The following is a 25,960-nucleotide window of genomic DNA, read 5'->3' as shown; positions in this document are numbered from 1 at the left end:
CGCAGGCTGGGACAATGAGGTCACGATGATGGAAGATTTCGACCCCGACCTGCCGGATGACGACGGCGAACAAGAAGACCTGGCTGCGCGCAACTCGCTGCGCCGGGTCGCTGGCCTGCGCACCGAGCTCGAGGATGTCACTGAGGTCGAGTACCGCCAGCTGCGGCTCGAGCGGGTGGTCCTCGTCAGTGTGTGGACCAGCGGTACCCAGGAGGACGCGGACAACGCGATGGCAGAGCTGAAGCTGCTCGCCGAGACCGCGGGATCGGAGGTGCTGGCCGGCCTTGTGCAGCGCAGGTCGCACCCGGACCCCGCCACCTACGTTGGGCGCGGCAAGGTCGAGGAGGTCGCCGAGGCGGTGCGCGCCACCGGCGCGGACACAGTGATCTGCGACGGAGAGCTCGAGCCGGCCCAGCTGCGCAACCTCGAGGATCGCGTCAAGGTGAAGGTGGTCGACAGGACTGCTCTGATCCTCGACATCTTCGCCCAGCACGCCAAGAGCGCCGAGGGCAAGGCCCAGGTGGAGCTCGCTCAGCTGCAGTACCTCAAGCAGCGGCTCCGCGGCTGGGGCGGCAATCTGTCACGCCAGGCCGGTGGCCGGGCGGCCGGCGGCGCAGGCATCGGTGGCCGTGGCCCCGGCGAAACGAAGATCGAGACCGACCGCCGCCGCATCCACACGCGCATCGCCCAGCTACGGCGCAAGCTGCGGGAGATGGACGCCACCCGCGAGGGTAAGCGCGCCGAGCGGCGCCGCAACCAGGTGCCGTCGGTGGCCATCGTCGGCTACACCAACGCCGGCAAATCCTCGCTCCTCAACCGCCTCACCGGGGCGGGGGTGCTCGTGGAGGACGCGCTCTTCGCGACCCTCGACCCGACGACGAGGCGGAGCGAGACGTCCGACGGCCGCGTCTTCACGCTGACCGATACCGTCGGCTTCGTCCGACACCTCCCGCACGACCTGGTGGAGGCGTTCCGGTCGACGCTGGAGGAGTCCGCTCAGGCGGACCTCCTCGTCCACGTCGTCGACGCCTCGGACTCCGATCCCGAGGGTCAGATCGCGGCCGTGCGTACGGTGCTGACCGAGATCGGCGCGAGCACGGTGCCGGAACTGCTCGTCCTCAACAAGGCAGACCTGGCCGACGAGGCGACGATCCTGGCGCTCCGCGCCAACCACCCGGGGGCTGTGGTCATCTCCGCGCGCACGGGTGCCGGGCTCGACGAACTCAGGACGACGATCGAGGATCGGCTCCCGCAGCCGGAAGTCGCGGTCGATGTGGTGGTCCCGTACGACCGCGGTGACCTCGTCGACAAGATCCATAAGACGGCCGTGATCGGATCGCTCGAGCACACCGCAGAGGGTACGGCGATCGTGGCCAATGTACGGGCCGACCTCGCGGACGAGCTCGCCGCCTTCGCCCGTGGCTGACCCCGCCGCGATCCTCGCCCACGCCGTGGGGGAGATCGGGGGTGAGGCGCGTCCGGGTCAGGAGGCGATGGTGGCGGCCGTCGCCGAGTCGCTCCGCGGCGGGGTCCACCTGCTGGTCCAGGCGGGGACCGGCACCGGCAAGTCGCTCGGCTACCTCGCGCCGGCCCTGGCTCACTGCCTCGCGACGAACGAACGGGTCGTGATCGCGACCGCGACGCTGGCGCTGCAGGCCCAGCTCGCCACCAAGGACATCCCTGCAGCTCTGGACGCCGTGGAGGCTGTGACCGGGAGCCGGCCGAAGGCGGCCATCCTCAAGGGCCGCACCAACTACGCGTGCCTCTACCGCTGTCGCTCGGGTGGGCAGCCCGACCAGGGCGCCCTCGTCGGCAGTGGGGAGGTGCTGGAGGCAGTCAGCACAACAGCCGACGACGTGAGCCGGCTCGGCGCCGAGGTGCTGGCGCTGCGCGAATGGGTGGAGGAGCAGGCCGCCGCCAAGGGGCTGGCCGACCGCGACGACGCGCCCAGCCACACCGCCAAGGGCTGGGCCCAGGTGTCGATCCCGACGCGCGAGTGCCTCGGCGTCGCCAACTGCCCCTTCGGTGCCGAGTGCTTCGTGGAGGCGTCGCGTGACGAGGCTCGCGACGCGGACCTGGTGGTCACCAACCACGCACTGCTGGCCATCAACGCCATGCACGGCGGAACCGCGCTACCGGAACACTCGGCCCTCATCATCGACGAGGCGCACGAGCTCGTGAGCCGCATCACCACGGCAGCCACGGACGAGTTGACCCCGGGCGTCCTGGACCGCACCGCGCGGCGTGCCCTGACCTGGCTCGACGACGATCTCGGCACCGACCTGCTGGATCAGGTCGACGTGCTCCGGGAGGCCCTCGACGAGTCGGAGTTGACCCGGATCCTGTCAGCCTCAGCGCCACTGCCGTTCGCCGCGGCCCAGCTGCGTGACGTCACCCGCCGCGTCGTGAGTGCGCTGGGGAAGGTGACCGACGATGCCGAGCGGACACAGGCGGCGGCCGCGGTGAAGGAGATCTTCGACGTGGCCGACCGCATCGCGAAGCTCTCGGACAAGGACGTGGTGTGGGTGACCTCGTCCGACATCCTGGGCAGAGCTGCATACGTGGCCCCGCTCGATGTGGCGCACCTGCTGCGCGACGAGGTCTTCTCCACCACCACCACGGTGTTGACTTCGGCGACGCTGAGCCTCGGGGGGACCTTCGAGCCCGCCGCAGGTGCCGTGGGATTGGCCGCTGCGAACAGGGTCGGCCTCGAGGAGGAGTCGGATAATCCTCTGGCCTGGCGGGGGCTGGACGTCGGCTCGCCCTTCGACTACCGGCGCCAGGGGATCCTCTACGTGGCGCGTCGGCTACCGCCGCCGGGCAGGGACGGGCTGAGCGAGGAGACGCTGGCGGAGATCGCGCAGCTGGTGTGGGCCGCTGAGGGCCGGACGCTCGGGCTCTTCGCCTCGCGGCGGGCGGCGGATCAAGCGGCGGAGTACTGCCGTCGGGAGCTACCGGACTTCACGATCCTCGCGCAGGGCGACGCGCAGCTGTCGGAGCTGACCCGCACCTTCACCGCGGACCCGGCGACCTCGCTGTTCGGCACCATGTCTCTCTGGCAGGGCGTCGACGTGCCGGGGGAGACGTGCCAGTTGGTCATCATCGACAAGATCCCGTTTCCGCGGCCCGACGACCCCCTCATGCAGGCGCGGAAGAAGGCCGTCGACGACGCGGGCGGTAACGGCTTCATGTCGGTGGCCGCGACCCACGCAGCGCTCCTCCTCGCGCAGGGGACCGGGCGGCTCATCCGCCGCTCGGAGGACCGCGGCGTGGTCGCGGTGTTGGACCCGCGCCTCGCGACGGCCCGCTACGGCTCGTTCCTCAAGGCCTCGCTGCCGGGATTCTGGCTGACGACGGACGGCGACGTCGCGGTCCAGGCCCTCCGGAGGCTCCGCGGAGACTAGAGCTTGCGGATGACGGCCACGACCTTGCCCATGACGTGGGCGTGGGTGCCGTCGATCGGCGAGTACCTCTCGTTGTGGGGGAGCAGCCACACCTGGCCGTCCTTCTTCCGAAGCGTCTTGACCGTGGCCTCGTCGTCGAGCAGCGCGGCGACGATGTCGCCATTGACCGCATCGTCCTGGCGCCGAACGACGACCCAGTCTCCGTCGCAGATGGCGGCCTCGACCATCGAGTCACCCTTGACCTCCAACATGAAGACCTGGCCGTCGCCCACAAGCTGACGGGGGAGCGCGAACACGTCTTCGATGTGCTGTTCGGCCAGGATGGGCCCGCCTGCGGCGATCCGACCCACCAGTGGCGCCGCCACCGCGTTGGGCTTGTTGTCGTAGGTCTGCGCAGAGTCGAAGCCCTCACCCTCACCCGGCAGCTTCACGACGAGCGCCCTGGGGCGGTTGGGGTCGCGGCGGATGAAGCCCTTCCCCTCGAGCACCTTGAGCTGGTAGGTCACGCTCGAGGTGGACGCGAGGTTGGCGCGCTGGGCGATCTCACGGATGCTCGGGGGGTAGCCGACCTCCTCGATGGACTGGCGCAGCACGTGGAGGATCGCCAATTGGCGGGTGGTGAGACCGTGATTGCCCGCTGGCGCGTCAGGGAGTGCGGCGATCTCGGCGTACTCGGCATCGACGGACGCGTTGGTGGGCCTGCCTCGACGGGGGCGCTTCTTCTCTTCAGCCATGCGTCAAGCCTAGCCCAGGGCAGGCACAGGTGTTCGAAAAGAAACGCACGTGTCGCCGACGAAATCGTCGGGCGATCGAAAAATGTCAGAGCTGCCGGATGCAATGGGCGCACAACACGAAAAACGTTGACATCGAACGGGTGTATGAATTCATTCGCCTCTATGGCATAGTTCTATACGAACACCCGTTCTAGCAGAGAGGGGTCACAATGGCCATCACCAGCGCAGTTCGCTTCGAGATCGTCGAGAAGGGCGCCCGCAGGGTCGTCACCGCCGCTCCTCCCGCGCGCCCGGATCTGCACCTCCCTGAGGCGCACCCGGCCAGGCCCGTTGCGCCCGGACGGAGTCAGCGCGCCGCTTCGTGCGCGGTCGAGCGCCCGTCCGCCCGCCCCTCCGCCTGGCTTGCCGTCAAGGTGGCAGCTGTGGCCGCCCTGGCTATTCTCGGGACGGCCGTCTCCGGCCAGTCGCTCGTGCTGGCCGAGCCCAACCCCGCGGCAGAGTATGTCGCCGGCCATCCGGCCTGGGTGCACGTCACCGCGCCGTAGGACGCGGCACAAGTCGGGCGTGTCGGTCTTGCGCGCGGGGCAGTGGCGAGCCTAGTCTCTTCTCTACATCTAGTAGTTACAGGGATGTCACTCCACAACAAGTTGTGTTTTACGGGTTGTGTTTTGAGGAGTGACATGGCACCGTTGCTCTCCCAGTGAGATTCGCGAAAGGTCGACGACCATGCATTGCCCGTTCTGCCGTCACGGCGACACCAAGGTGTCGGATTCCCGTGCCACGGAGGACGGGTCCGCCATCCGCCGACGTCGGCTCTGCCCGGTGTGCGAACGGAAGTTCACCACCGTCGAGCAGATCGTGCTGACCGTGGTCAAGCGTTCGGGCGTCGTCGAGGCGTTCAGCCGCGACAAGGTGGTGCGCGGGGTGTCCAAGGCCTGCAAGGGTCGGCCGGTGACCGCCGCCCAGCTCGCAGCACTCGCCCAGCGGGTGGAGGAGTCGTTGCGGGCCTCGGGCCAGGCGGAGATCCCGGCCGAGAGCATCGGCGTGGCCATCCTCGGTCCCCTGGAAGAGCTGGATTCGGTGGCCTACCTCCGGTTCGCCAGCGTGTACAAGAACTACGACTCGGTCGACGATTTCCAGAAGGAGATCGATGCGCTGCGGCTCAGCGCGGCCGAGAGGATGGCTGCACCGCACGGGCTGAAGATGCCCGTCGGGTCGGCCCAAGAGCCACTCATCAACTGACCAGCACCACAGCAGCAGCACCTATCAGAGGGGATCTATTATGACCGCCACCGCCACGCGCACCTCGCGTCGCAAGGCCACCGACCAGCCGGAGGGCAAGGGGCTCGTCATCGAGCGTGTGTTCACCAAGGAGGGTGTCCACCCGTACGACGAGGTCGAGTGGGACCGTCGTGACGTCGTCCAGACGAACTGGAAGACCGGCGAGACCGTGTTCGAGCAGCACGGCGTCGAGTTCCCCAACTCGTGGAGCGTCAACGCGTCGACGATCGTCACCACCAAGTACTTCCGGGGCGCACTGGGCACCGAGCAGCGCGAGAACAGCCTCAAGGCGCTCATCGACCGCGTGGTGAAGACGTACGCCAAGGCCGGCTGGGAGCACGGCTACTTCGCGACGGAGACCGACGCGGAGATCTTCGAGCACGAGCTCACCTGGATGCTGCTCAACCAGTACTTCTCGTTCAACTCGCCCGTGTGGTTCAACGTCGGCACCCCCTCGCCGCAGCAGGTGAGCGCCTGCTTCATCCTCAAGGTCGACGACTCGATGGACTCCATCCTCAACTGGTACAAGGAGGAGGGCTTCATCTTCAAGGGCGGCTCCGGTGCCGGCCTCAACCTCTCGCGCATCCGCTCGTCCAAGGAACTGCTGAGCTCCGGCGGCACAGCGTCCGGTCCCGTGTCGTTCATGCGCGGAGCCGACGCCTCGGCAGGCACCATCAAGTCCGGCGGCGCGACCCGCCGCGCCGCGAAGATGGTCGTCCTCGACGTCGACCACCCTGACATCGAGGAGTTCGTCGAGACCAAGGCCCGCGAAGAGGACAAAATCCGCGCCCTGCGCGACGCCGGGTTCGACATGGACCTCGGCGGCCGGGACATCACGAGCGTCCAGTACCAGAACGCGAACAACTCCGTGCGCGTCACCGACGAGTTCATGGAAGCCGTCGAGGCCGGCGGCGCGTTCGGGCTGCGAGCCCGCTCGGACGGCTCCGTCATCGAAGAGGTCGACGCCAAGGGTCTGTTCCGCAAGATCGCCAAGGCGGCGTGGGAGTGCGCCGACCCCGGCATCCAGTACCACGACACGATCAACGACTGGCACACCAACCCCAACACCGGCCCGATCACGGCGTCGAACCCCTGCTCGGAATACATGAGCCTCGACAACTCGTCGTGCAACCTGGCCTCCCTCAACCTGCTGAAGTTCCTCAAGGCCGACGGCACCTTCGACGCGGAGCTCTTCGTCAAGGCCGTCGAGCTCATCATCACGGCGATGGACATCTCGATCTGCTTCGCCGACTTCCCGACCGAGTCCATCGGCGAGACCACCCGCAACTTCCGCCAGCTCGGCATCGGCTACGCCAACCTCGGCGCGCTGCTCATGGCGATGGGTAAGGGCTACGACACCGACGGTGGCCGGTCCACCGCGGCGGCGATCACCTCGATCATGACCGGCACGTCCTACCGCCGTAGCGCGGAGCTGGCCTCGGTCGTCGGCACCTACAACGGCTACGCCGCGAACGCCGACGCCCACCAGCGCGTGATGCGCAAGCACCAGGCCGCCAACGACGACCTGCGCGTGCTGGCCGACGACCGCTCGCTGCACGCCGTCGCCACCCGCGAGTGGGACCGCGTGGTCTCGCTCGGCGCGAAGAACGGGTTCCGCAACGCCCAGGCCTCGGTGCTCGCGCCGACCGGCACCATCGGTTTCATGATGGACTGCGACACCACTGGCGTGGAGCCCGACTTCTCCCTGGTGAAGTTCAAGAAGCTCGTCGGCGGCGGCTCGATGCAGATCGTCAACCAGACGATCCCGCGCGCGCTCAAGCGCCTCGGCTACAACTCCGAGGAGATCGACGCCATCGTCGAGTACATCGGCGCCAACGGCCACGTCATCGGCGCGCCCGGCCTGGCCGCGGAGCACTACGAGGTCTTCGACACGGCGATGGGCACCCGCGCCATCAAGCCGATGGGTCACGTGCGGATGATGGCTGCCGTGCAGCCGTTCCTTTCCGGCGCCATCTCCAAGACCGTCAATCTGCCCGAGACCGCCACGGTCGAGGAGATCGAGGACGTCTACCTGCAGGGCTGGAAGCTCGGACTCAAGGCGCTCGCGGTGTACCGCGACAACTGCAAGGTCGGCCAGCCGCTCTCCGACGGCAAGAAGGAGACCAAGCAGGAGACCAAGCCCGAGCCCGAGGTCCGCATCGAATACCGCCCGAAGCGGATGCGCCTGCCGAAGTCCCGCATGTCGCGCACCACCAGCTTCTCTGTCAGCGGGGCCGAGGGCTACATGACCTCGGGCGCCTACGACGACGGGCGGCTGGGCGAGGTGTTCCTCAAGCTCGGCAAGCAGGGCTCGACCCTGGCCGGCGTGATGGATGCCTTCTCGATCGCGGTGTCGATCGGCCTGCAGTACGGCGTGCCGCTGGAGAGCTTCGTGCAGAAGTTCACCAACCTGAAGTTCGAGCCCGCGGGCATGACCGACGACCCGGACATCCGGATCGCGCAGTCGTTCATGGACTACATCTTCCGCCGGTTGGCGCTCGACTACCTCAGCTTCGACGACCGCGCGGAGCTCGGCATCTACACCGCCGGGGAGCGCGCCCGCTACGTCGAGACCGGCTCGTACCTGTCCGAGGAGGACGAGGCCAACATGCCGGAGGCCGAGTCGCTGCGTAACGATGCAGGGGACAACTTCAACGTGGACGGGGCGCGCCAGCCCTCCCTCATCGACGCCCACACCACGGCAGAGCTGATGGAGTCGCTCATCGGGATGGCCGTCGACGCGCCGCTCTGCATGACCTGCGGCACCAAAATGCGTCCGAGCGGCTCGTGCTACGTCTGCGAGGGCTGCGGCTCGACCAGCGGCTGCAGCTGACGTCCTGATGACCAGCTGACCTGATCGGTGCGACGGAGGTCCGGGGCTCACGAGCCCCGGGCCTCCGTGCATGAGGAGACTAAACTCTTCATGCTATGCACGACCTCAGTGCAGATTTTCCACCCCAAAGGGTCCTTTTGCGGACGGCTGAGCGAGGACTGGCGTCGTTCGAACCTTAACGGCCTCTCAGGTACGTATAGTGGCCATGTGCCAAGTGAACCTGTCCGCATCGCCCTGCTCAACGACTACGACGTAGTGGTCCACGGTGTGCGCAGCATGCTGGAGCCCTACCGGGACCGCGTCGTGGTGGTCGAGATGGATCTCCAGGTGCCCGTCGCCAGGAAAGTGGACATCGCTCTGTACGACACCTTCTCCCAGGCCCAGGTGGACACCGCCGACCTCGACGGCCTCCTCGCCGACGAGACCAACGGGGCGGTGGCCATCTACACCTGGAACATGCAGCCGGATCTGGCCGAGCAGGCACTGCGCAAGGGCTGCCGCGGCTACCTCGGCAAGTCCCTCAGCAGCGTGGAACTCGTCGAGGCACTGGAGGCCATCGCTCAGGGCGAGACCATCGTCGCCGGCACTGACATGGGACCCCAGGAGCCGATCCCGCTGCGACCCGAGGCCTTGAAATGGCCAGGCGCGGATGCGGGTCTGACCCCTCGAGAGTCCGAAGTTCTGGCTCTGATCACGCAGGGTCTCACGAATGCGGACATTGCGTCGCGCAGTTACCTCAGCATCAACTCGGTGAAGTCCTACATCCGTTCGGCGTACCGCAAGATCGGCGTCGAGCGGCGCTCGCAGGCCGTCCGCTGGGGCCTGGAGAACGGCATGTTGCCCGACGTGGGCCGCGTCGTCGGGCTCTGACATGATCCCTCCCGTCGTCGACGTCAGCTGGCTGGCCGACCGCCCTGACGCGATCGTGGCCGACGTGCGCCACTACCTTGATGGGCGATCCGGCGCGGCCGCCTACGACGCCGGACACATTCCCGGCGCGGTCTTCGTACCACTCGACGACGTGCTCGCCGACCCGCCGGACCCCGCGCGTGGCCGGCACCCCCTGCCGGCCACGGAGCGCTTTGCCGCGGGCCTCTCGGCAGTCGGCATCGACAACAGCTCAACGGTTGTGGCCTATGACGACGCCGGGGGCGCGATGGCGGCCAGACTAGTCTGGCTGCTCCGGCTCCAGGGCGTCGACGCTGCGCTCCTCGACGGGGGACTGGCCGCCTGGCCCGGGGAACTCTCCACCGCTGCACCTGCTCCCCGGCCCGCCTCCTTCGTCGCCCGCGACTGGCCCACCGAGGCGCTGGCGAGCATCGACGAGGCTGCCACCGGTCACGCGGTCATCGACGCCCGGGCGGCCGAGCGATTCCGCGGCGAGACCGAGGCCATCGATCCCCGCGCCGGCCACATCCCCGGCGCCCGTAACTTTCCCTACGTCGGGAACCTCCGCCCCGACGGACGCTTCCGGACCCCTGAAGAGTTGAGGGAGCGATTCGAGGCACTCGGGCCGGCTGAGGACGTCATCGCGTACTGCGGCTCCGGGGTCACCGCCTGTCACAACCTCATCGCCCTGGAGCTGGCGGGGCTGGGGCGGGGCAGGCTCTACCCTGGATCCTGGTCGCACTACAGCCACACCGACCGCCCGGCCGCCACCGGGGAGTGAGCATTCGCTCGGTCGGATCGAGCGAAGTGGCGCTCTACATCGCCGGGCTGCCGTACTCCGCCGACAACGCGCGGCTCCTGCACCGCGCCATCTACTGGGCCGCGGGCCGCGAGGAGGGCTTCGACGGTCACTGGAACTCCAGCAACCCCGCCGTCGAGGTCGCCGTCTTCCCGGAGGCAGGGAAGGCGTTCGTCATGAACACGACGACCGAGCCGGTCACCACCACCGTCCGCGGACGCGCCGCCGGACTCGTGAGCGAGGGGGAGGTGCGCGAGCTCCAGTTCGATCTCGCCCCCGCGCAGTCACAATGGGTCGACCTCGCCTGAGCAGGTAGTCTGGCCAGCATGCCTGCACTGCGATCACGCACGACCACCCACGGCCGCAACATGGCCGGCGCCCGCGCCCTGTGGCGCGCCACCGGCATCACCGACAACGACTGGGGCAAACCCATCGTTGCGGTGGCGAACTCGTTCACCCAGTTCGTGCCGGGCCACGTGCATCTGCGCGACATGGGCAAACTGGTGTCCGAGTCCATCGCCGAGGCCGGGGGCGTCGGGCGCGAGTTCAACACGATCGCGGTCGACGACGGCATCGCGATGGGCCATGGCGGGATGCTGTACTCGCTGCCGAGCCGCGAGCTCATCGCCGACTCCGTCGAGTACATGGTCAACGCCCACTGCGCCGACGCGCTGGTGTGCATCTCGAACTGCGACAAGATCACCCCCGGCATGTTCCTCGCCGCGCTGCGGCTGAACGTTCCGACGGTGTTCGTGTCCGGCGGCCCGATGGAGGCTGGCAAGGCGATCGTCAAGGACGGTGGCACGGTCGAGACCTCGCTCGACCTTGTTGACGCGATGGTCGCCGCTGTGGACCCCAACGTCTCCGACGCCGAGCTCGGCCGGATCGAGGCCAACGCCTGCCCGACGTGCGGCTCCTGTTCGGGGATGTTCACGGCCAACTCGATGAACTGCCTCCTCGAGGCCGTCGGGCTGGCGCTGCCGGGCAACGGTTCGACGCTCGCCACCGCATCCGCGCGCAAGGAACTGTTCCAGGCCGCTGGGCGCCTCGTCGTCGACCTGTGCCGTGCCTATTACGACGGCGACGACGAATCGGTCCTGCCCCTGTCGATCGTCAACAAGGCCGCGTTCTCCAACGCCATGAGGCTCGACGTGGCGATGGGCGGGTCGACGAACACCGTCCTGCACCTGCTGGCGGCGGCGCAGGAGGCCGGGGTCGACTTCACTCTCGACGACATCGACGCGATCTCCCGCGTGACCCCGTGCCTGGCCAAGGTCGCGCCGAACTCGGACCGCTACTACATGGAGGACGTGCATCGGGCCGGCGGCATCCCGGCCATTCTCGGCGAGCTCCACCGCGGTGGCAAGCTCGACGACAGCGTCCGGTCCGTGCACGCGCCGTCGCTCCAGGAGTGGCTCGACCGCTGGGATATCCGGGGCGGCAAGGCCACCGCCGAAGCCATCGAACTGTTCCACGCCGCGCCCGGGGGCGTGCGCACCACCGAGGCGTTCTCATCCACGAACCGTTGGGAGAGCCTCGACACGGACGCCGAGGGCGGCTGCATCCGGTCCACGGAGCACCCGTACACCCAGGACGGCGGGCTGGCGGTGCTGACCGGCAACCTCGCGCCCGACGGCGCCATCGTCAAGACCGCCGGCGTGCCGGAGAGCCAGTGGACCTTCACCGGGCGCGCCGTGGTCACCGAATCCCAGGACGAGGCCGTCGAGGCCATCCTCGGCAAGACGATCCAGCCCGGCGACGTCGTCATCGTCCGCTACGAGGGGCCCAAGGGCGGCCCCGGCATGCAGGAGATGCTGTACCCGACGAGCTACCTCAAGGCGCTCGGCCTCGGGCCGGAGTGCGCGCTCATCACCGACGGGCGCTTCTCGGGCGGCTCGTCAGGGCTCTCCATCGGCCACGTCTCCCCGGAGGCGGCCTCGGGCGGCGCCATCGGTCTGGTGGAGACCGGCGACACGATCTACATCTCCATCCCCGAGCGTGCCCTTCGCCTCGAGGTGGACGACGCAACGCTGGCCGAGCGTCGTGTGGCCCGCGACGCCGAGGGCTGGAAGCCGAAGAACCGCGACCGCACGGTCTCGACGGCGCTGAAGATCTACGGCTCGCTGGCACAGTCCGCCGACAAGGGAGCCGCGCGCAAGTTCGACTAGTTGTTCGACGAGGCGGGTGTCGCCTGCTCGCGACGCAGCACCGACCAGGTGACGCCCGCCACCAGCACCGCCCCCAGCACGAGCACCGTGGCGGGGGAGGTCGCCCAGAGGCGCTGGATGCCGACGAAGCCGGCGAAGCCGATCGTCGCGTAGATGAAGGCCCACATGATGCAGCCAACGGTCACAGCCGGCAGGTAGCGGCGAAGAGGCATCCGGGTGACGCCTGCCGCGAGATTGACCATTGTCTGGATGCCGATCGTCAGGAAGGACACCGACACGGCTGGCGGGCCCCAGCGGTTGAGCCACCGGGTCGCCGTCGCGTAGTGGCGCGATTCCAGCAACCTCCGGACCCGGGTGCGCTCCGCACCCCGGGTGATGCCCCGTCCGAGCCAGTAGGTGGCGTTCGCGCGGGCCATGACGATGAAGAACAGGGCGATGACCACTACGGCGTAGGGGGCCTCCCAGGAGGTCGGGTCAAACACGCGGCCAGTCTAACTGCTGCCGGAAAAAGGGGGCTTCACAGGAGCGTCCCCGCGGCGAGGATCACCGGGACGCTGAGCAGCGTCGACCACACGGTCGTCGCCTGTACCATTCCCAGCCCGACGCGGTAGCGCAGCGCGTGGACGAAGACCACCTGGGCGGTGGGGAGGGCCGCCAGCACCACCGCCGCCCGCAGTTGGTCGGACGTCAGCCCCAGCGCGAGGCCGGTCGCCAACGCGACGGCAGGCACGACGACGGCCTTCGTGGCGATGGCGGCCTGGGTCGAGCGCGGCATCCGATGCAGCCTCGGCAACGGGTTGGAGTGCAGGGACAGTCCGAACGCGAGCAGCATTGCGGGGATGGCGAGGTCGGCGATGAGTGCCAGCGGTCCCCAGACGAGCGACGGCGGCTGCCAGCCGGACAGGTTGAGCGCGAGCCCGAGGACACCGCCCAGCACCATCGGGTGGGTGACGAACGTCCGCAGCACGGACCGCCGGGGCCCCGCCGTCGACGCCTCGAGGGACGCGATGGCGCTCGGCTGCAGGACGAGGACCTGCAGCAGCATGGCCGGGGCCGCCCACGCGGCGTCGCCCAGGACGAAGGCCGCGATCGGGAGGCCGAGGTTCGCGGCGTTGACGTAACTGGTGGCCAGGTAGCCAATCGTCGCCTCCGCTCGCGTCGCTCCCTGGCGGCGGCGGATTGCGGCGAAAGAGAGGCCGGTGACGATGCAGGCCAGCCCGAAGGCGACGACGTGCCAACCGAACAGGACGCCCAGCTCCGCCTCCGACACGGCGCGGAGAACCAGCGCGGGTTGGGCCACGTAGAAGGCGATGTCTCCCAGTGCCCGCTGCCCCGGTCTACCGGTGATCCCGGCCCGGGCGAGAAGGTAGCCGACGGCGACGACGGCAGCAATTGTGCTGAAACCCTCGACCACCGCCCACATACGCTTCAGCTTATGGCCGCCTTTGCTAGGTTGAACGAGGAGGTGACCATGACCGACTACGCCCACTTCGACTTCGACGCCACACAGCGCGGCGCGTGGGACGAGTTCACCCTCCGTCTGGACGAAGTGCTGTCCGTCATGGACTCGAGCGCCGACCTCACCATCTCGGTGGACGCGCCCGCGGGGGTCGAGCCGCGGCCCGGCATCCGCTTCTCGATGGGGGAGGGTGCGTCGGTGCGCGCGTTCGTCACCGGGTCTGCGGCCGGGCTCCCGACCCCGGAGGAGGCCCGCCTCCTGGCAGAGCTCGGCTGGACCAGGGACGACGACACCACCTTTCACGCCGAGGCGGATCAGGAGGCCGTCGCGGCGCTTGCCGAGCTGGCCACCAGGACCCTGTCGACGGTGTTCGGGGTGGTCCACCCGGTGTTCCTCGAGCCGGACCAGCTCTCGGAGATCCTCCAGGGGCACGCGCCGTGGGTGCCGCTCACCCCGCGCAAGCTGAGCCGCAAGGAGAAGGCGGTGATGCCGGGCAACCGCAAGGAGCTCGACCAGCTCGTCGACGACGAACTGCGGCGCGCCTTCGGCCACCCCCCGCTGCGCACGATCCAGGGCGACGTCGCCATCCGGGTCGGATCCACCATGGTCCTGTGCCGCTCGACCCCGGACGCGGCGGAGCTGGTGCTGTTTTCTCCGCTCGTGCACGACGTCGTCGGCCGCTCCCGCGCCTGCGAGGTGCTGAACGATCTCAACGTCGAGTCCCGGTACGGCCGGTTCGCCCTGCACCGCGATCGCGTGTTCGTCCAGCTGTCAGTGCCGACGCAGCCCTTCGTCCCGGCCCACCTGCATCAGGCGCTCGCCGCCCTCAGCAAGATCGCCGACGGAATCGATGACGAGTTGGCCACCAAGCTCGGGGGGCGCACCACGTTCGGCCCCGGACCACTAGAGTGATTGCCATGAGTGACCCGGATCAGGTGAGCTATTTCTCCCGGCTCGACGTCGAAGAGTGCTGGGCGCTCCTGAGCGAGGCCGAAGTGGGCCGCATCGCGTGGCGGGGCCCCGCTGGCATCGTCATCGTGCCCGTCAATTTCCAACTCGTCGGCCGCACCATCGTCTTCCACACGGTGGAAGGGTCCGGCCTGGCGGCGCTGGCGGACGGGGCGGAAGTGAGCTTCCAGGTCGACGAGATCGACGGCGAATCCGCGATCGGCTGGTCCGTGCTGGTCCAGGGTCGCAGCGGCCCCGCGGGCGGCGAGGCGAGCAGCGTGAGCTGGCTCGGTGACGGGGTCACCGTCGGCGTCTCCGTCTCGCCCGCCGCCATCGACGGCCGAGTCGTGTCCGGGAACAAGAAGAGTTAAGGAGCTCACCGTGCAGGAGCGCACCACACCGCTGATCGTCGTCGGAGTCGATGGAAGCGAAGACGGGCTTCGCGCCGTCCGGTTCGGCGCCGGGGCAGCCCAACTCATCGACGCGGACCTGCTGCTCGTCAACGCCGTCGACGACACCCTCATGGCCGGCGCCTGGGGCGTGGTCTACGACCCCGAGGTGCTCCAGTCGGCCGGCATCAGCGCCAACGAAGAGGCGAAAGCGGTTGCCCTCGAGAGCGGGCTGCCCGACCACCGGCTGAAGACCGAGGTCGTCATGGGTTCACCCGGCGGGGTCATGGCGCGACTCAGCGAGGTGGCGGACCTCATCGTCGTGGGGCGTCGGGCTGCCTCCGGCCTGGAGCGCATGTTCGTGGGCTCCACCTCGGTTGCCGTGGTCGCCAACGCGTCCTGCCCCGTGGTCGTTATCTCGGCGGCCGCCCACCCCGACCGGGTGGGGGACAAGGGCGTTGTGGGCGTCGGGTTGCAGACCGACCCCGGTGCAGAGATCACGCTCGAAGAGGGATTCCGGCAGGCCGAGCGCCTGGGCGGGCGTCTGGAGATCGTGCACGCGGTCCAGCCCCCGGTGGGCATCTTCGCGCGGAAACTCTCTCCCACCCAGCTCGACGAGCAGGTGCGCTTCGCCAAGGGCGGCATCGAGGCGATCGCCGCGGCCGTCTCGGAACGTCACCCCGGCGTGCCCTACGAGGTCTTCGTCACCGTGGACAGCCCCATCAACGAGCTCGTCTCGCGCAGCGCCGGCTACGACCTCCTGGTCGTCGGTGTCGGTGAGTCGGGCATCCCGGGCTTCAACCTCGGCGGGCTCATGCGGGGGCTGATGGCACACGCCGAGTGTCCGCTGTTCATCACCCGCGGATGAGGATCGACCCCTCGCTGCCGATCGCCGCTGAGGCTGAGCGCATCGCGGGGCTCATCCGGGACCACCAGGTGGTCGTGGTGGCCGGCGAGACCGGATCGGGCAAGACGACCCAGCTGCCCAAGATCTGCCTCATGGCGGGCCGGGAGCGGGTGGCGCACACCCAGCCGCGCCGCATCGCCGCCCGCACGGTGGCGCAGCGGATCGCGCAGGAGGTCGGCGTCGAGCTGGGCGACTTCGTCGGCTACCAGGTGCGCTTCACCAGGAAGGTCACCGCCGCCACGCGCATCAAGGTGATGACCGATGGCATCCTGCTGTCCGAGCTCACCCACGACCGCAACCTCAGCCGCTACGACACGATCATCATCGACGAGGCGCACGAACGCAGCCTCAACATCGACTTCCTGCTCGGCTACCTCAAGCAGCTTCTGCCGCGACGCCCGGATCTGCGTGTCGTCGTGACGTCGGCCACCATCGACACAGCCCGCTTCTCCGAGCACTTCGACGGTGCGCCGATCGTCGAGGTCTCCGGACGGACCTATCCCGTGGAGACCCGCTACCGCCCCCTCGACGACGGGCAGGACGAGATCGACGGGATCGCCGCCGCCGTCGAGGAGATCGTGACGGAATCGGCCACCGGCGACATCCTGGTCTTCCTCAGCGGCGAACGCGAGATCCGCGACGCTGCCGAGGCCGTGGAGGGGTTGGGTGCGGGGCTGGAGGTGCTGCCGCTGTTCGCGCGGCTGTCGGCGGCCGAACAACAGCGCGTCTTCCAGCCGCACGGGACCAGGCGGGTGGTGCTGGCCACCAACGTCGCGGAGACCTCGATCACCGTGCCGGGCATCCGGTACGTCGTCGACGCCGGGACGGCGCGTATCTCCCGCTACTCGGCGCGGACGAAGGTCCAGCGCCTGCCCATCGAACCCATCTCCCAGGCGTCGGCGAACCAGCGCGCCGGGCGCTGTGGCCGGATCGGGCCCGGGGTGGCGATCCGCCTCTACAGCGAGGACGACTTCGAGTCGCGTCCGTTGTACTCGGAGCCGGAGATCCTCCGCACCAACCTCGCGACCGTCATCCTGCTCATGGCCCAGGCGGGGCTGGGCGAGGTGGAGAAGTTCCCCTTCGTCGAAGCGCCGGTGGTGTCGCAGATCAACGACGGCGTGCGGGTCCTGACCGAGCTGGGAGCCGTGCACCCACGCAAGCGCCACGACCAACTGCGCCTGACGCGGACTGGCCGCATGCTAGCCCGGATGCCGGTGGACCCCCGGCTCGGCAGGATGCTGATCGAGGGCGCGCGCAGACGAACGCTGGAGACCGTCATCGTGCTCGTGGCCGGGCTCACCGTGCCCGACATCCGCGAGCGCCCCTCCGAGTTCCAGGCCCAGGCCGACGAGCTGCACCGGCGGTTCTGGGGAGTCGAGCCCGCCACCCCGACATCCGAGCCGGACCAGCCGAAGCGACACACCGCGCACACGGGCACGCGCAAGGAGACGGCCAAGCCGGTGCTCGAGGGTGGAGACTTCGAGGCGCTGCTCAACGTCTGGAACTATCTGCGCCGCCGCCGTCGGGAGCTGTCGGGCAATGCGTTCCGCAAGATGTGCCGGGCCGAGTACCTCAACTTCGTCCGCTTCCGGGAGTGGGAGGACCTCGTCTCCCAGCTGAAGGAGGCCTGCCGGGAGCTCGACCTCGACACGCGCGGCCGGGGCGACTGGCCGGACGTGCTGACCTCCATCCTCAGCGGGTTGCTGAGCAACGTGGGGCTGGCGGAGCCCGACAAGGGCAAGACCGCGCCCGGCAAGCGACGCCCGCTCACCGAGTACCAGGGCGCCCGGGGCGCGAGGTTCGCGATCCAGCCCGGGTCGGCGTTGGCGAAGCGCACCCCGCCGCTCGTGATGGCGTTCGAGCTGGTGGAGACCTCGCGACTGTGGGCCCGCACGGTGGCCGAGATCAAGGCCGAGTGGGTGGAGCAGGTGGCCGGGCACGTCCTGACCCGCACCCTCTCGGAGCCGAGCTTCTCGCCCCGGAGCGCCACCGTCGTCGCCAGCGAGCGGCTGACCCTCTTCGGCGTGCCGATCGTGGCGGGCCGACGAACGAGCTACGCGGCCGACCACCCCAAGGAGGCCCGCGAGATCTTCATCCGGTCCGCCCTCGTCGAGGGGGAGTGGGAGACCAGACTCGATCTCGTCGTGAAGAACCGGGCCGTCCTCGCCGACGCCGCCAAGCTGACCGACCGGATGCGCCGGCCGGACCTGCTCATCTCCGACGACGACCTGTACGCGTTCTACGACGAGCGGATCCCCCCGGAGGTGGTGTCGGGGGCGACGCTCGACAAGTGGCTGCGCTCGCTGCCCCGTGAGCAGTGGCCGCTCCTCACCCCGTCCGGGGCCGTGGTCGACGCCTCCGCGCTGCGGCGCTCCGACTTCCCCGACACCTGGACCACTGGCGCGCACAGGCTACCGCTGCGCTACGTCTTCGACCCGGGCGCAGGCAGCGACGGCGTGACCGTCACCGTGCGGCTGGAACTCCTCGGACAGCTCGACGGAGCGACGTTCAGCTGGCAGGTGCCCGGGCTGCGCCGGGAGCTGGCCACCGGGCTCATCAGGTCGCTGCCGAAAACCCTGCGGACCAGCTTCGTCCCCGCCCCCGACTTCGCCGGCCGCGCCCTCGCCTGGCTCGACGACCGCGGCGAGGAAGGTCAGGGAGACTTCCCGACCGCCCTGGCCCGTGCGCTCACCGCGCTCACCGGCACCGTCGTCGAGGCGTCCGACTTCCGGCGAGACGCACTCGACTCCCACCTGCGTCCCACGTTCCTGGTGGTCGACAACGGCCGTGAGGTGGCGCGCGGAGACGACCTCGACGCGCTCGCCGAGCGACTGTCTCCCAAGGTGGCGGCGAAGCTCACCCGCTCGGCCGGGGACCGCGCCGCGACTGGCCAGAAGGCGTGGACCTTCGGCGACATCCCGCGGCAGACCACCGTGGGGCGGGGCGTCGTCGGGTATCCGGCCCTCGTCGACGAGGGCGGCTCCGTCGGGCTGCAGGTGTTCGACGGCGCCGCGAAGGCGGATCTGTCGCACGGCCGCGGAGTCCGCCGCCTGCTCACGCTCACCAACCCCGACCCGACCCGGTGGGTGGTGGGACACCTCGGCCGCACGGAGAAGCTCTCGCTGGCGGACTCGCCCTACCCAACCGTTCCCGAACTGCTCGCCGACGCCTGGCTGAAGGCGGGCGAACAGCTGGCCGTCGAGCAGGGGCCTCTCGCCGAGGTCAGGAGCCAGGCGGACTACGAGAAGGTCGCGCTCGCCGTGCGTCAGGAATGTCCGGGGCGCACCCGCGACGTCGTGGCCGTCGTGGCGAAGGCTCTGGCGCAGCTCACCCAGGCGCGGCTGCTCCTCGCCGGTTTCCCCGCGGACAGCCCCGTGCGCCGCGACGTGACGACCCAACTCGACAACCTCTTCTTCAACCGGTTCATCTCAGCCACACCCGATCCGTGGTTCGGGCACCTGCCGCGCTACGCCCAGGCCGCCGCCCTGCGGCTCCAGGCGGCGGCCGCGGCCCCGGACCGTGACGCGAAGCTCCAGGAGCAGATCGACGAGGTCGAGGACGAGTACGCGGCCCTCGTCGACGCCCAACCGCCCGGCCCGCTGGCGCCGGCCGTGGAGGAGATCGCGTTCCTCATCGAGGAGTTCCGCGTCAGCCTCTTCGCGCAGCAGCTGCGCACGGCCGTGCCCGTCTCGGCCAAGCGGATCCGGCAGGCCATCCGGGCCGTCAGTCGCTGAGGACCCGGATGAGGCCCTCCTGGGCGCAGGAGGCCACCGCCTCGCCGCGCTGGAACAGCCGCCCGACGGCGAAGCCGCGGGCGTGGGACGCCGACGGCGAAGTCATGTCGTAGAGCAGCCACTCGTCCACTCGCACCGGGCGGTGGAACCACATTGCGTGGTCGATCGACGCGGCCTGCATGCTGGGGGACAGGAACTCCACCTCGTGGGGCACGGTGGTCACGCTGAGCAGCGTGATGTCGGAGAGGTACGCCAGCACGGCGGCGTGCAGCAGCGGTTCGTCCGGCAGCGCCTGCCTGGTGCGTACCCAGGCCTTCATCGTGCCGCCCGCCTCGGCCTTGTCGGGGCGCGCAGCGAGCCGCACGTCGAGGGCGTCCCACTCCGAGAGAAACTCCACGTTCGCCCCGAATCGGCGCCGCAGGACCTCGCCGAGCGGCGGGCAACTCTCCGGCGGCGCGACGTCGGTCGGCTCCGCGGCCGAGTGATCGAGCCCCTCCTCGGGGGTCTGGAAGGACGCCGTCATCTCGAAGATCACCCGGTCCGCCTGACGGGCGATGATGCGCCGGTTGCTGAACGTGCTGCCGTCGCGCATCACCTCGACCTCGAAGTCCAGCGGCGTATCGATCGCGCCCGGACGTAGGAAGTAGGCGTTGAGTGAATGGATGAGCCGATCGTCAGGGACGGTCAGCGATGCGGCCACCAGCGTCTGCCCCAGCACCTGGCCGCCGAAGAGGCGCTGCAGGCGGGTATTGGGAACCGGCCCCCTGAAGCTCAGGGGGCCGGTCTCGGTGAGGTCGAAGAGGGCGATGAGTTCGGCGACGTCCTTAGGCACGGACCCATCGTGCCACCTCCGGGGCGGCTAGGCGGCCACGCCCTGGCTGGTGCGGAGCTGTGCCAGCGCCTGGCGTTCGATCTGGCGGACTCGCTCGGCGGTGATACCCCAGTGGGTGCCGATGTCGGCCAGCTTTGCCTGGCGACCATCGAGCAGCCCGTAGCGGCGCCGGACGACGTCCTGGCTCCGCTCGTCGAGGCTGGCAAGCATGCCCTCGAGGCGGGCGCGCTCTTCGGCGTCCAGCACCATCTCGTCGGGGCCAGGCGAGGTCTCGCGGGCGATGAGATCGCCGAGCGCGGTGTCGCCGTCTGCCTCGACGGGGGCATCGAGGGAGACGTGGTCGCGGGCGTAGCGGAGCAGGTCCACGACCTTGCTCTCCTCGAGCCCCAGTTCCTCGGCAATCTCGCTCAGCTCAGGGTCGCGCCCGAGCGTGCGCTCCAGGTTCCGCCGGACGGCGGAGACCTGGTTGACCTGCTCAGCGACGTGGACCGGCAGCCGGACGATGCGTCCCTGCTGGGCGATGCCGCGGGAGATGGCCTGACGCACCCACCAGGTGGCGTAGGTGGAGAACTTGAAGCCCTTGGCGTAGTCGAACTTCTCCACGGCTCTGATGAGGCCCGTGTTGCCCTCCTGGACGAGGTCCAGCAGCGGCATCTGGGCGCGCCCGTACTTGCGCGCCACGGAGACGACGAGCCGCAGGTTGGCCTGAACGAAGCGCTGCATGGAACGCTCACCCTCGGCGGCGAGCTCGCGCAGTTCGTCCTCGGTGGCGTCAGCGGAGGTCTCGACCTCGCCGTCCAGGACCTTCTGCGCGTATAGGCCCGCCTCGATCGCGCGAGCGAGCTCCACCTCTTCGATGGCGGTGAGGAGGGGGGTCTTGGCAATCGCGTCGAGGTAGAGCCCCACCGCGTCCTTGCCGTCGATGCCGTCTGTGGTTCGGATCCGCGCAGTAGTATTCATGAGTTGGACCTTTCTTCAAGCGTCACCCAACTCAACGCACGGCACACGCCCAGGGTTCCCTCAGTTGGTGGAATTTGTCGAAAAGTTCCAAAAAGAGGGGGCAGTGCCCCTTTCGATCAGGGCGGACATCAGGGAGAACCCCGGTAGTCCGTTTGAGTGGAGCAGATACGCGTGGAACAATGGGTGTGCGTCACCCTTGACTAAGCCGGGGCGACGCACGCGCTGAAACCAGTCGACGGCCTCGAGAGGACCACAGTGACCCAGAACGCTGAAGGAACCGGCAAGCCCACCCGGTCACGCCGCACCGCGACGTCGACTACTGACTCGAAGCCGGCGGCCAAGGCCCCTGCAGCGAAGAAGCCCGCGGCGCGGAAGCCCGCAGCGCGGAAGCCAGCGGCGAAGAAAGCCGCTGAACCGACGATCGCCGAGGCGTCGACCGGTGAGGTCGAAGTGCAGTTTGAGCGGGATGGTGACGACGTGGTGCTGACCGTGGGCGGTAAGAAGCGTTCCCTTGACGAGGTCGACGACTCGCAGTTCGTCGAGGCCAACGAGGCGCCGCTGGAGAAGGAACTGGTCGAGGAGGAGCAGGGCTTCGCCCTGTCGGACTCCGACGACGCCGACGAGCCGGAGCAGCAGGTCGTGTCCGCCGGTGCGACCGCGGACCCGGTTAAGGACTACCTCAAGCAGATCGGCAAGGTCGCGCTGCTCAACGCGGTCGAGGAGGTCGAACTGGCCAAGCGCATCGAGGCCGGCCTGTTCGCCGACGAGCGCCTGAGCTCGCCCGACCACGTCGTCTCCGATGAGGACCTCGAGGACCTCGAGTGGATCGCCGAGGACGGCCGCCGCGCGAAGAACCACCTGCTCGAGGCCAACCTGCGTCTGGTCGTGTCGCTTGCGAAGCGCTACACGGGCCGCGGCATGCTGTTCCTCGACCTCATCCAGGAGGGCAACCTCGGCCTCATCCGTGCGGTCGAGAAGTTCGACTACACCAAGGGCTACAAGTTCTCCACCTACGCCACGTGGTGGATCAAGCAGGCCATCACGCGCGCAATGGCCGACCAGGCGCGCACCATCCGTATCCCGGTGCACATGGTGGAGGTCATCAACAAGCTGGCCCGCGTGCAGCGGCAGATGCTGCAGGATCTCGGCCGCGAGCCAACCCCCGAGGAGCTCGCCATCGAGCTCGACATGACCCCGGAGAAGGTCGTCGAGGTGCAGAAGTACGGGCGCGAGCCCATCTCGCTGCACACCCCGCTCGGTGAGGACGGCGATTCGGAGTTCGGCGACCTCATCGAGGACTCCGAGGCCGTGGTCCCCGCCGATGCCGTCAACTTCACGCTGCTGCAGGAGCAGCTGAACGACGTCCTCGACACGCTGAGCGAGCGCGAGGCCGGAGTGGTGTCGATGCGTTTCGGTCTGACCGACGGCCAGCCGAAGACCCTCGACGAGATCGGCAAGGTCTACGGCGTCACGCGCGAGCGGATCCGCCAGATCGAGTCCAAGACGATGTCGAAGCTGCGCCACCCGTCGCGCTCCCAGGTCCTGCGCGACTACCTCGACTGAGAGCCTGAGACACGAGAACCCCGCCCGGTTGGGCGGGGTTCTCGCTCGGTGGGGGGATCAGCTGAAGCGGACCATGTTGTTGAAGATCTCCTTGGTCACGAAGCGGTAGCCGGTGCGGGTCTGCTCGACCACGCGCGCGGCGGCGAAGCTGCGGCAGCCGCCCTGGCCCGTCAGGGCCGTGTCGCACTCGGTGCGCCACGCGCGCCCGTCCGAGCCGGTCCAGCGAGCCGTGCCACCGACGCGTCCGTACGCGCCCAGCGGGTTGTCCGACCACAGGGCGCGCGGGGAGGCGAGGTAGGTGAGGTTGTTGAACGCCCAGCCGTTGGTCTTCACGAAGCGACCGTCCCGGTACTCGACGACGGTGGCCTGGATGTTCGTGCGGCACCGCTCTGTCTGCGAGTAGGGCTCGCACGTCGTGTTCCACACCCGGCCGTTGACGTAGTGGGTGCCGGGGGTGCCGTAGATGTCGACGCCGCCACCACCGCCGCTGCCGGTGAGGCCGCGGCACTGATCCTCGGCGCTTCCGCGTACGGTGTTGCCGGAGCCGGTCGGCGCGGGGACGTTCTCCTTGCACTGGAGGTTTCCACCGATCTGGTTGGCGGTGACCGACTTGGCGCCGGCGGGGTTCTTGAACAGCTGGACGTCGCCGGTCACCGAGTTGTTCGCCAGCGTCACGGTCGCGCGCCCCTCCTCGACCTGGATGTTCCCGCCGACGGTGGTCCCCGTGACGTTCACCGTGGAGGTGGTGTACTTCGGCTGGATGTCACCGTCGACTCTGGTCCCGCTGACGACGACGGAGCGGGCGCTCTCGGCCTGGACGTTGCCCTCGATGCGGCCCCCGGTGATCGTCACGGAGGCGTCGCGGTAGACCTTCACGTCACCGTCGACGGTGGCGTTGTTCAGCGTGCAGGTCGCGCCGGACGGCACCTCGACGGTGTCGCCGACGTAGCCGGTGAGCGTCCCGCGGCAGGTGACGTCGGCGGCCGCGGTCGGGGCGCCGAGCGCCAGCCCGCTGACTGCGAGGGCGGCGCAGGCTGCGGCGGTGAGGATGCGCTTCATCAGTGATCTCCTTTGACTGACCGGCTGGTCCGGTGCGGTTGTCTCAAGGTTGAGCCAACCGCCACCCGCTGATAGGCCCATGGGGTCAGGATGAGGAAACTCTCACGATCCGTTCACCGAGTGTTGGCGCGCCAACGCAACGAAGTTGCGCAGCACCGTGTGGACGTCGTGGGTGATCTCGGCGCTCAGCGCGAAGTCGACGAGAGTCTCTGTGTCCTCGGGCCTGAAGTAGCCGGCGTCGCGGTAGATGCGGATGCGGGCGGCGAGACCGGCCGAGTCCAGCTCGGGGTGGAACTGGGTCGCATAGGCGTGGCTGCCGACGCGGAAGGCCTGGACCGGGCTGACCTCGCCCGAGGCGAGGAGCACCGCGCCCGGCGGAAGCTCGCGGCACGCCTCCTTGTGCCCGGTGAAGGCGCGGATGGTGGCGGGCACCCCGGCGAAGAGAGGGTCCGCCGCGCCCTCCTCGGTGAGGGTAGAGGTGGAGACGCCCACCGCCTCCGGGTAGGTCTTGTCCACCACACCGCCCAGCCGGTCGGTCAGCACGCCCACGCCGTAGCAGAGCCCCAGGAACGGGAGGTCCCGCGCCACGACGTCGTCGACGACGCGGTTGACGTCGGCCTCGACCCGGCGCTGCAGGTCCGTCTTGTGTTCGTCGCTGGCGTTGAACGGCCCACCCCCGAGGAAGACGCCCGCGTAGTCGTCGAGGTTGATCGGCCCCAGGGGAGCCGCCTCGACGCGGTGCTGGATCAGTTCGTCGTCGCGCAGCCCGGCGAGGCGGACGATCGCGGCGCGTTCGCCCTCGGCGGCGTCATCCTCCGGGCGGGTGCTGAGCAGCAGGAAGGGCAACACTCACGACTCCTTGAACTTGGGTGCGCCGGCGCGCAGCTCTTCGACGATGGATCTCGCCACGTCGGTCACATCGCCGCCCGCGGCCGCGACCCGCCGCTGGCGCAGGTAGCTGGGGCCGCCGACGACGAGGTCACGGACGTGTCCAAGGTTAGCGGCGCAGCCCAGCTCCTCCGCGATCGGCGTGAGCTCGTCGACCCAGCGCAGGATGCCGTCGCTCACGTGGATGAGGTACTCGTCCTTGCGGGGGGTGATGATGTCGGCGGACAGGCCGTAGCGCGCCGCCCGCCACTTGTTCTCGCGCATGAACCACTGGGGCAGTCTGTCGATCGGCTCGCCGGACGAGATGGCCCGCGACATCCGCTCGACGAGGCACTGGCTGAAGGCTGTGATCGCCCCGACCTCCATGACAGTCGGCACGGAGTCCATGATCCGGTTCTCCACCGTGCCCCATTCAGACGGGCGGACGTCCCAGCGGATCTCGGAAGGGTTCTGGATCATGCCGACCCCCTCCAGTTGGGAGGCGTAGCGTTCGAGCTCGTCCCAACTGGCCATGTCGTAGGGCAGGCCGTTGGTGGGTAGCTGCTGGAACATCATCGTGCGCTGCGAGGCGAACTTGGTGTCGACGCCCTCCCAGTACGGCGACGACGCCGAGAGCGCGATGAAGTACGGCGCGAACCTGGCGAGCCCGTACACGATCGGGAGAGCCTTGTCGCGGCTGTCGATCCCAGTGTGGATGTGCAGGCCGTTGATGGCCATCTGGGTGCCCCACCAGGCGTTGCGTTCCGTCACCCGTCGGTACTGCGGCTTCGAGCCCGGTAGCTGGCGCTTCGGGTCCCCGAACGGGTGCGCCCCGGCGCCCAGCAGTGTCAGGCCATAGGGTTCCAGCACGTCGAGGCAATGCTCGAGGTGCGAAGTCATCTCAGCCACGGCCTTGGGCACCGTGTCGTGGACGCTGCTGACGATCTCGATCATGCTGGTGAGGTACTCGGAGCGGATCGGCCCGTCAACCGGATCCTCGACGGTGCTGAGCAGCGTCTCCGCGGCGGGCACCTGTTCAAGGGTCTGGGCGTCGACCACAGCGAGTTCCCACTCGATGCCGATCGTCGACTGCTTCGACTGCGCGAACTTGATCCTCATGATGAACCTTTCCCAG

At 69.0% G+C, this 25,960-nt stretch carries 22 protein-coding genes; 14 read left to right on the top strand and 8 right to left on the bottom strand.

The features are described from left to right. Window positions 1-25: 25 nt before the first annotated feature. Window positions 26-1,426 (top strand): GTPase HflX, encoded by a 1,401-nt coding sequence (gene hflX / locus RPIT_RS06985; protein ID WP_093665036.1) that lies wholly within the window; start codon window positions 26-28, stop codon window positions 1,424-1,426. After that, complete coding sequence (locus RPIT_RS06980) at window positions 1,377-3,404, top strand: ATP-dependent DNA helicase (RefSeq protein WP_077341850.1); 2,028 nt, start codon at window positions 1,377-1,379, stop codon at window positions 3,402-3,404. The genes hflX and RPIT_RS06980 overlap by 50 nt, the downstream gene beginning before the upstream one ends. On the opposite strand, the gene lexA is transcribed toward RPIT_RS06980, so the two are convergent. Next, window positions 3,401-4,138 (bottom strand): transcriptional repressor LexA, encoded by a 738-nt coding sequence (gene lexA, locus RPIT_RS06975; protein WP_077341848.1) that lies wholly within the window; start codon window positions 4,136-4,138, stop codon window positions 3,401-3,403. The two genes, RPIT_RS06980 and lexA, sit on opposite strands and share 4 nt — an antisense overlap. Before the next feature lie 209 nt (window positions 4,139-4,347). Between lexA and RPIT_RS06970 the strand changes: the two genes are divergently transcribed. The 7 genes from RPIT_RS06970 (at window position 4,348) to ilvD (ending at window position 12,107) form a co-directional block, all read left to right on the top strand. Next, on the top strand, window positions 4,348-4,683 hold the full coding sequence (locus RPIT_RS06970) for a hypothetical protein (protein ID WP_077341846.1): 336 nt from the start codon (window positions 4,348-4,350) through the stop codon (window positions 4,681-4,683). 181 nt (window positions 4,684-4,864) lie between these two features. Then, window positions 4,865-5,380, top strand: coding sequence for a transcriptional regulator NrdR (nrdR, locus tag RPIT_RS06965; protein ID WP_077341844.1), 516 nt, complete (start codon window positions 4,865-4,867; stop codon window positions 5,378-5,380). Between the two features lie 40 nt (window positions 5,381-5,420). Further along, window positions 5,421-8,252: a vitamin B12-dependent ribonucleotide reductase gene (locus tag RPIT_RS06960; protein WP_077341842.1), complete on the top strand. Its 2,832-nt coding sequence runs from the start codon at window positions 5,421-5,423 to the stop codon at window positions 8,250-8,252. Window positions 8,253-8,459: 207 nt separating this feature from the next. Beyond that, on the top strand, window positions 8,460-9,122 hold the full coding sequence (locus RPIT_RS06955; RefSeq protein ID WP_218121629.1) for a response regulator transcription factor: 663 nt from the start codon (window positions 8,460-8,462) through the stop codon (window positions 9,120-9,122). A gap of 1 nt (window position 9,123) precedes the next feature. Then, window positions 9,124-9,921 carry a sulfurtransferase gene (locus tag RPIT_RS06950; protein WP_077341838.1) on the top strand — a complete coding sequence of 266 codons (798 nt, stop codon included), beginning with the start codon at window positions 9,124-9,126 and terminating at the stop codon, window positions 9,919-9,921. Further along, window positions 9,918-10,247, top strand: coding sequence for a 1,3-beta-galactosyl-N-acetylhexosamine phosphorylase C-terminal domain-containing protein (locus tag RPIT_RS06945; protein ID WP_162274593.1), 330 nt, complete (start codon window positions 9,918-9,920; stop codon window positions 10,245-10,247). Before RPIT_RS06950 ends, RPIT_RS06945 begins: the two co-directional genes overlap by 4 nt. Before the next feature lie 18 nt (window positions 10,248-10,265). Then, on the top strand, window positions 10,266-12,107 hold the full coding sequence (gene ilvD, locus RPIT_RS06940) for a dihydroxy-acid dehydratase (RefSeq protein ID WP_077341834.1): 1,842 nt from the start codon (window positions 10,266-10,268) through the stop codon (window positions 12,105-12,107). On the opposite strand, the gene RPIT_RS06935 is transcribed toward ilvD, so the two are convergent. Further along, the gene (locus RPIT_RS06935; protein WP_218121630.1) at window positions 12,104-12,589 is read right to left on the bottom strand and encodes a DedA family protein; all 486 of its coding nucleotides are present in this window, start codon (window positions 12,587-12,589) and stop codon (window positions 12,104-12,106) included. The genes ilvD and RPIT_RS06935 overlap by 4 nt on opposite strands. A 35-nt stretch (window positions 12,590-12,624) precedes the next feature. Then, complete coding sequence (locus RPIT_RS06930; RefSeq protein ID WP_077341832.1) at window positions 12,625-13,530, bottom strand: AEC family transporter; 906 nt, start codon at window positions 13,528-13,530, stop codon at window positions 12,625-12,627. Window positions 13,531-13,578: 48 nt separating this feature from the next. On the opposite strand from RPIT_RS06930, the gene RPIT_RS06925 reads away from it, so the two are divergent. From RPIT_RS06925 to hrpA, 4 genes are read left to right on the top strand one after another with little or no spacing between them, the layout of a single operon-like run. Beyond that, a complete protein-coding gene (locus RPIT_RS06925; RefSeq protein WP_077344245.1) occupies window positions 13,579-14,478 on the top strand; it encodes a T3SS (YopN, CesT) and YbjN peptide-binding chaperone 1 in 900 nt (299 codons plus the stop codon). Window positions 14,479-14,483: 5 nt separating this feature from the next. Continuing rightward, window positions 14,484-14,885, top strand: a complete 402-nt coding sequence (locus tag RPIT_RS06920; RefSeq protein WP_077341830.1) for a pyridoxamine 5'-phosphate oxidase family protein — start codon at window positions 14,484-14,486, stop codon at window positions 14,883-14,885. 10 nt (window positions 14,886-14,895) lie between these two features. Beyond that, window positions 14,896-15,771 (top strand): universal stress protein, encoded by an 876-nt coding sequence (locus RPIT_RS06915; RefSeq protein WP_162274514.1) that lies wholly within the window; start codon window positions 14,896-14,898, stop codon window positions 15,769-15,771. Continuing rightward, window positions 15,768-19,544 (top strand): ATP-dependent RNA helicase HrpA, encoded by a 3,777-nt coding sequence (gene hrpA, locus RPIT_RS06910; protein WP_077341826.1) that lies wholly within the window; start codon window positions 15,768-15,770, stop codon window positions 19,542-19,544. Before RPIT_RS06915 ends, hrpA begins: the two co-directional genes overlap by 4 nt. Here the strand turns inward: hrpA and RPIT_RS06905 are convergent. Both RPIT_RS06905 and RPIT_RS06900 read right to left on the bottom strand, forming a co-directional pair. Then, window positions 19,534-20,376 carry an acyl-CoA thioesterase gene (locus RPIT_RS06905; RefSeq protein ID WP_077341824.1) on the bottom strand — a complete coding sequence of 281 codons (843 nt, stop codon included), beginning with the start codon at window positions 20,374-20,376 and terminating at the stop codon, window positions 19,534-19,536. The two genes, hrpA and RPIT_RS06905, sit on opposite strands and share 11 nt — an antisense overlap. Before the next feature lie 27 nt (window positions 20,377-20,403). Next, complete coding sequence (locus RPIT_RS06900; RefSeq protein WP_077341822.1) at window positions 20,404-21,336, bottom strand: sigma-70 family RNA polymerase sigma factor; 933 nt, start codon at window positions 21,334-21,336, stop codon at window positions 20,404-20,406. Between the two features lie 255 nt (window positions 21,337-21,591). Here RPIT_RS06900 and RPIT_RS06895 point away from each other — a divergent pair, with 255 nt between their 5' ends. After that, window positions 21,592-22,899, top strand: a complete 1,308-nt coding sequence (locus RPIT_RS06895; protein WP_077341820.1) for an RNA polymerase sigma factor — start codon at window positions 21,592-21,594, stop codon at window positions 22,897-22,899. Window positions 22,900-22,956: 57 nt separating this feature from the next. Here the strand turns inward: RPIT_RS06895 and RPIT_RS15420 are convergent, their stop codons facing one another. From RPIT_RS15420 to RPIT_RS06880, 3 genes are all read right to left on the bottom strand, one after another. Continuing rightward, window positions 22,957-23,958: a polymer-forming cytoskeletal protein gene (locus tag RPIT_RS15420; RefSeq protein WP_176789347.1), complete on the bottom strand. Its 1,002-nt coding sequence runs from the start codon at window positions 23,956-23,958 to the stop codon at window positions 22,957-22,959. Between the two features lie 102 nt (window positions 23,959-24,060). Beyond that, window positions 24,061-24,807, bottom strand: a complete 747-nt coding sequence (locus RPIT_RS06885) for a glutamine amidotransferase (protein WP_077341818.1) — start codon at window positions 24,805-24,807, stop codon at window positions 24,061-24,063. Beyond that, complete coding sequence (locus tag RPIT_RS06880) at window positions 24,808-25,944, bottom strand: carboxylate-amine ligase (protein ID WP_077341816.1); 1,137 nt, start codon at window positions 25,942-25,944, stop codon at window positions 24,808-24,810. Window positions 25,945-25,960 lie beyond the last annotated feature (16 nt).

Origin of the sequence: Tessaracoccus flavus (genome assembly GCF_001997295.1) — a bacterium.
GTDB classification, from domain to species: Bacteria; Actinomycetota; Actinomycetes; order Propionibacteriales; family Propionibacteriaceae; genus Arachnia; species Arachnia flava.
This window is presented reverse-complemented; position numbering and strand designations above follow the sequence as displayed.

Bases quoted from the DNA above. Each gene is read 5' to 3' on its own strand.
- RPIT_RS06920 (WP_077341830.1), top strand. From the start codon at position 14,484: ATGAGTGACCCGGATCAGGTGAGCTATTTCTCCCGGCTCGACGTCGAA.
- RPIT_RS06950 (WP_077341838.1), top strand. From the start codon at position 9,124: ATGATCCCTCCCGTCGTCGACGTCAGCTGGCTGGCCGACCGCCCTGAC.
- RPIT_RS06930 (WP_077341832.1), bottom strand. From the start codon at position 13,530: ATGTGGGCGGTGGTCGAGGGTTTCAGCACAATTGCTGCCGTCGTCGCC.
- RPIT_RS06900 (WP_077341822.1), bottom strand. From the start codon at position 21,336: ATGAATACTACTGCGCGGATCCGAACCACAGACGGCATCGACGGCAAG.
- hrpA (WP_077341826.1), top strand. From the start codon at position 15,768: ATGAGGATCGACCCCTCGCTGCCGATCGCCGCTGAGGCTGAGCGCATC.
- RPIT_RS06880 (WP_077341816.1), bottom strand. From the start codon at position 25,944: ATGAGGATCAAGTTCGCGCAGTCGAAGCAGTCGACGATCGGCATCGAG.
- ilvD (WP_077341834.1), top strand. From the start codon at position 10,266: ATGCCTGCACTGCGATCACGCACGACCACCCACGGCCGCAACATGGCC.
- RPIT_RS06980 (WP_077341850.1), top strand. From the start codon at position 1,377: ATGTACGGGCCGACCTCGCGGACGAGCTCGCCGCCTTCGCCCGTGGCT.
- RPIT_RS06970 (WP_077341846.1), top strand. From the start codon at position 4,348: ATGGCCATCACCAGCGCAGTTCGCTTCGAGATCGTCGAGAAGGGCGCC.
- hflX (WP_093665036.1), top strand. From the start codon at position 26: ATGATGGAAGATTTCGACCCCGACCTGCCGGATGACGACGGCGAACAA.
- lexA (WP_077341848.1), bottom strand. From the start codon at position 4,138: ATGGCTGAAGAGAAGAAGCGCCCCCGTCGAGGCAGGCCCACCAACGCG.
- RPIT_RS15420 (WP_176789347.1), bottom strand. From the start codon at position 23,958: ATGAAGCGCATCCTCACCGCCGCAGCCTGCGCCGCCCTCGCAGTCAGC.
- RPIT_RS06960 (WP_077341842.1), top strand. From the start codon at position 5,421: ATGACCGCCACCGCCACGCGCACCTCGCGTCGCAAGGCCACCGACCAG.
- nrdR (WP_077341844.1), top strand. From the start codon at position 4,865: ATGCATTGCCCGTTCTGCCGTCACGGCGACACCAAGGTGTCGGATTCC.
- RPIT_RS06925 (WP_077344245.1), top strand. From the start codon at position 13,579: ATGACCGACTACGCCCACTTCGACTTCGACGCCACACAGCGCGGCGCG.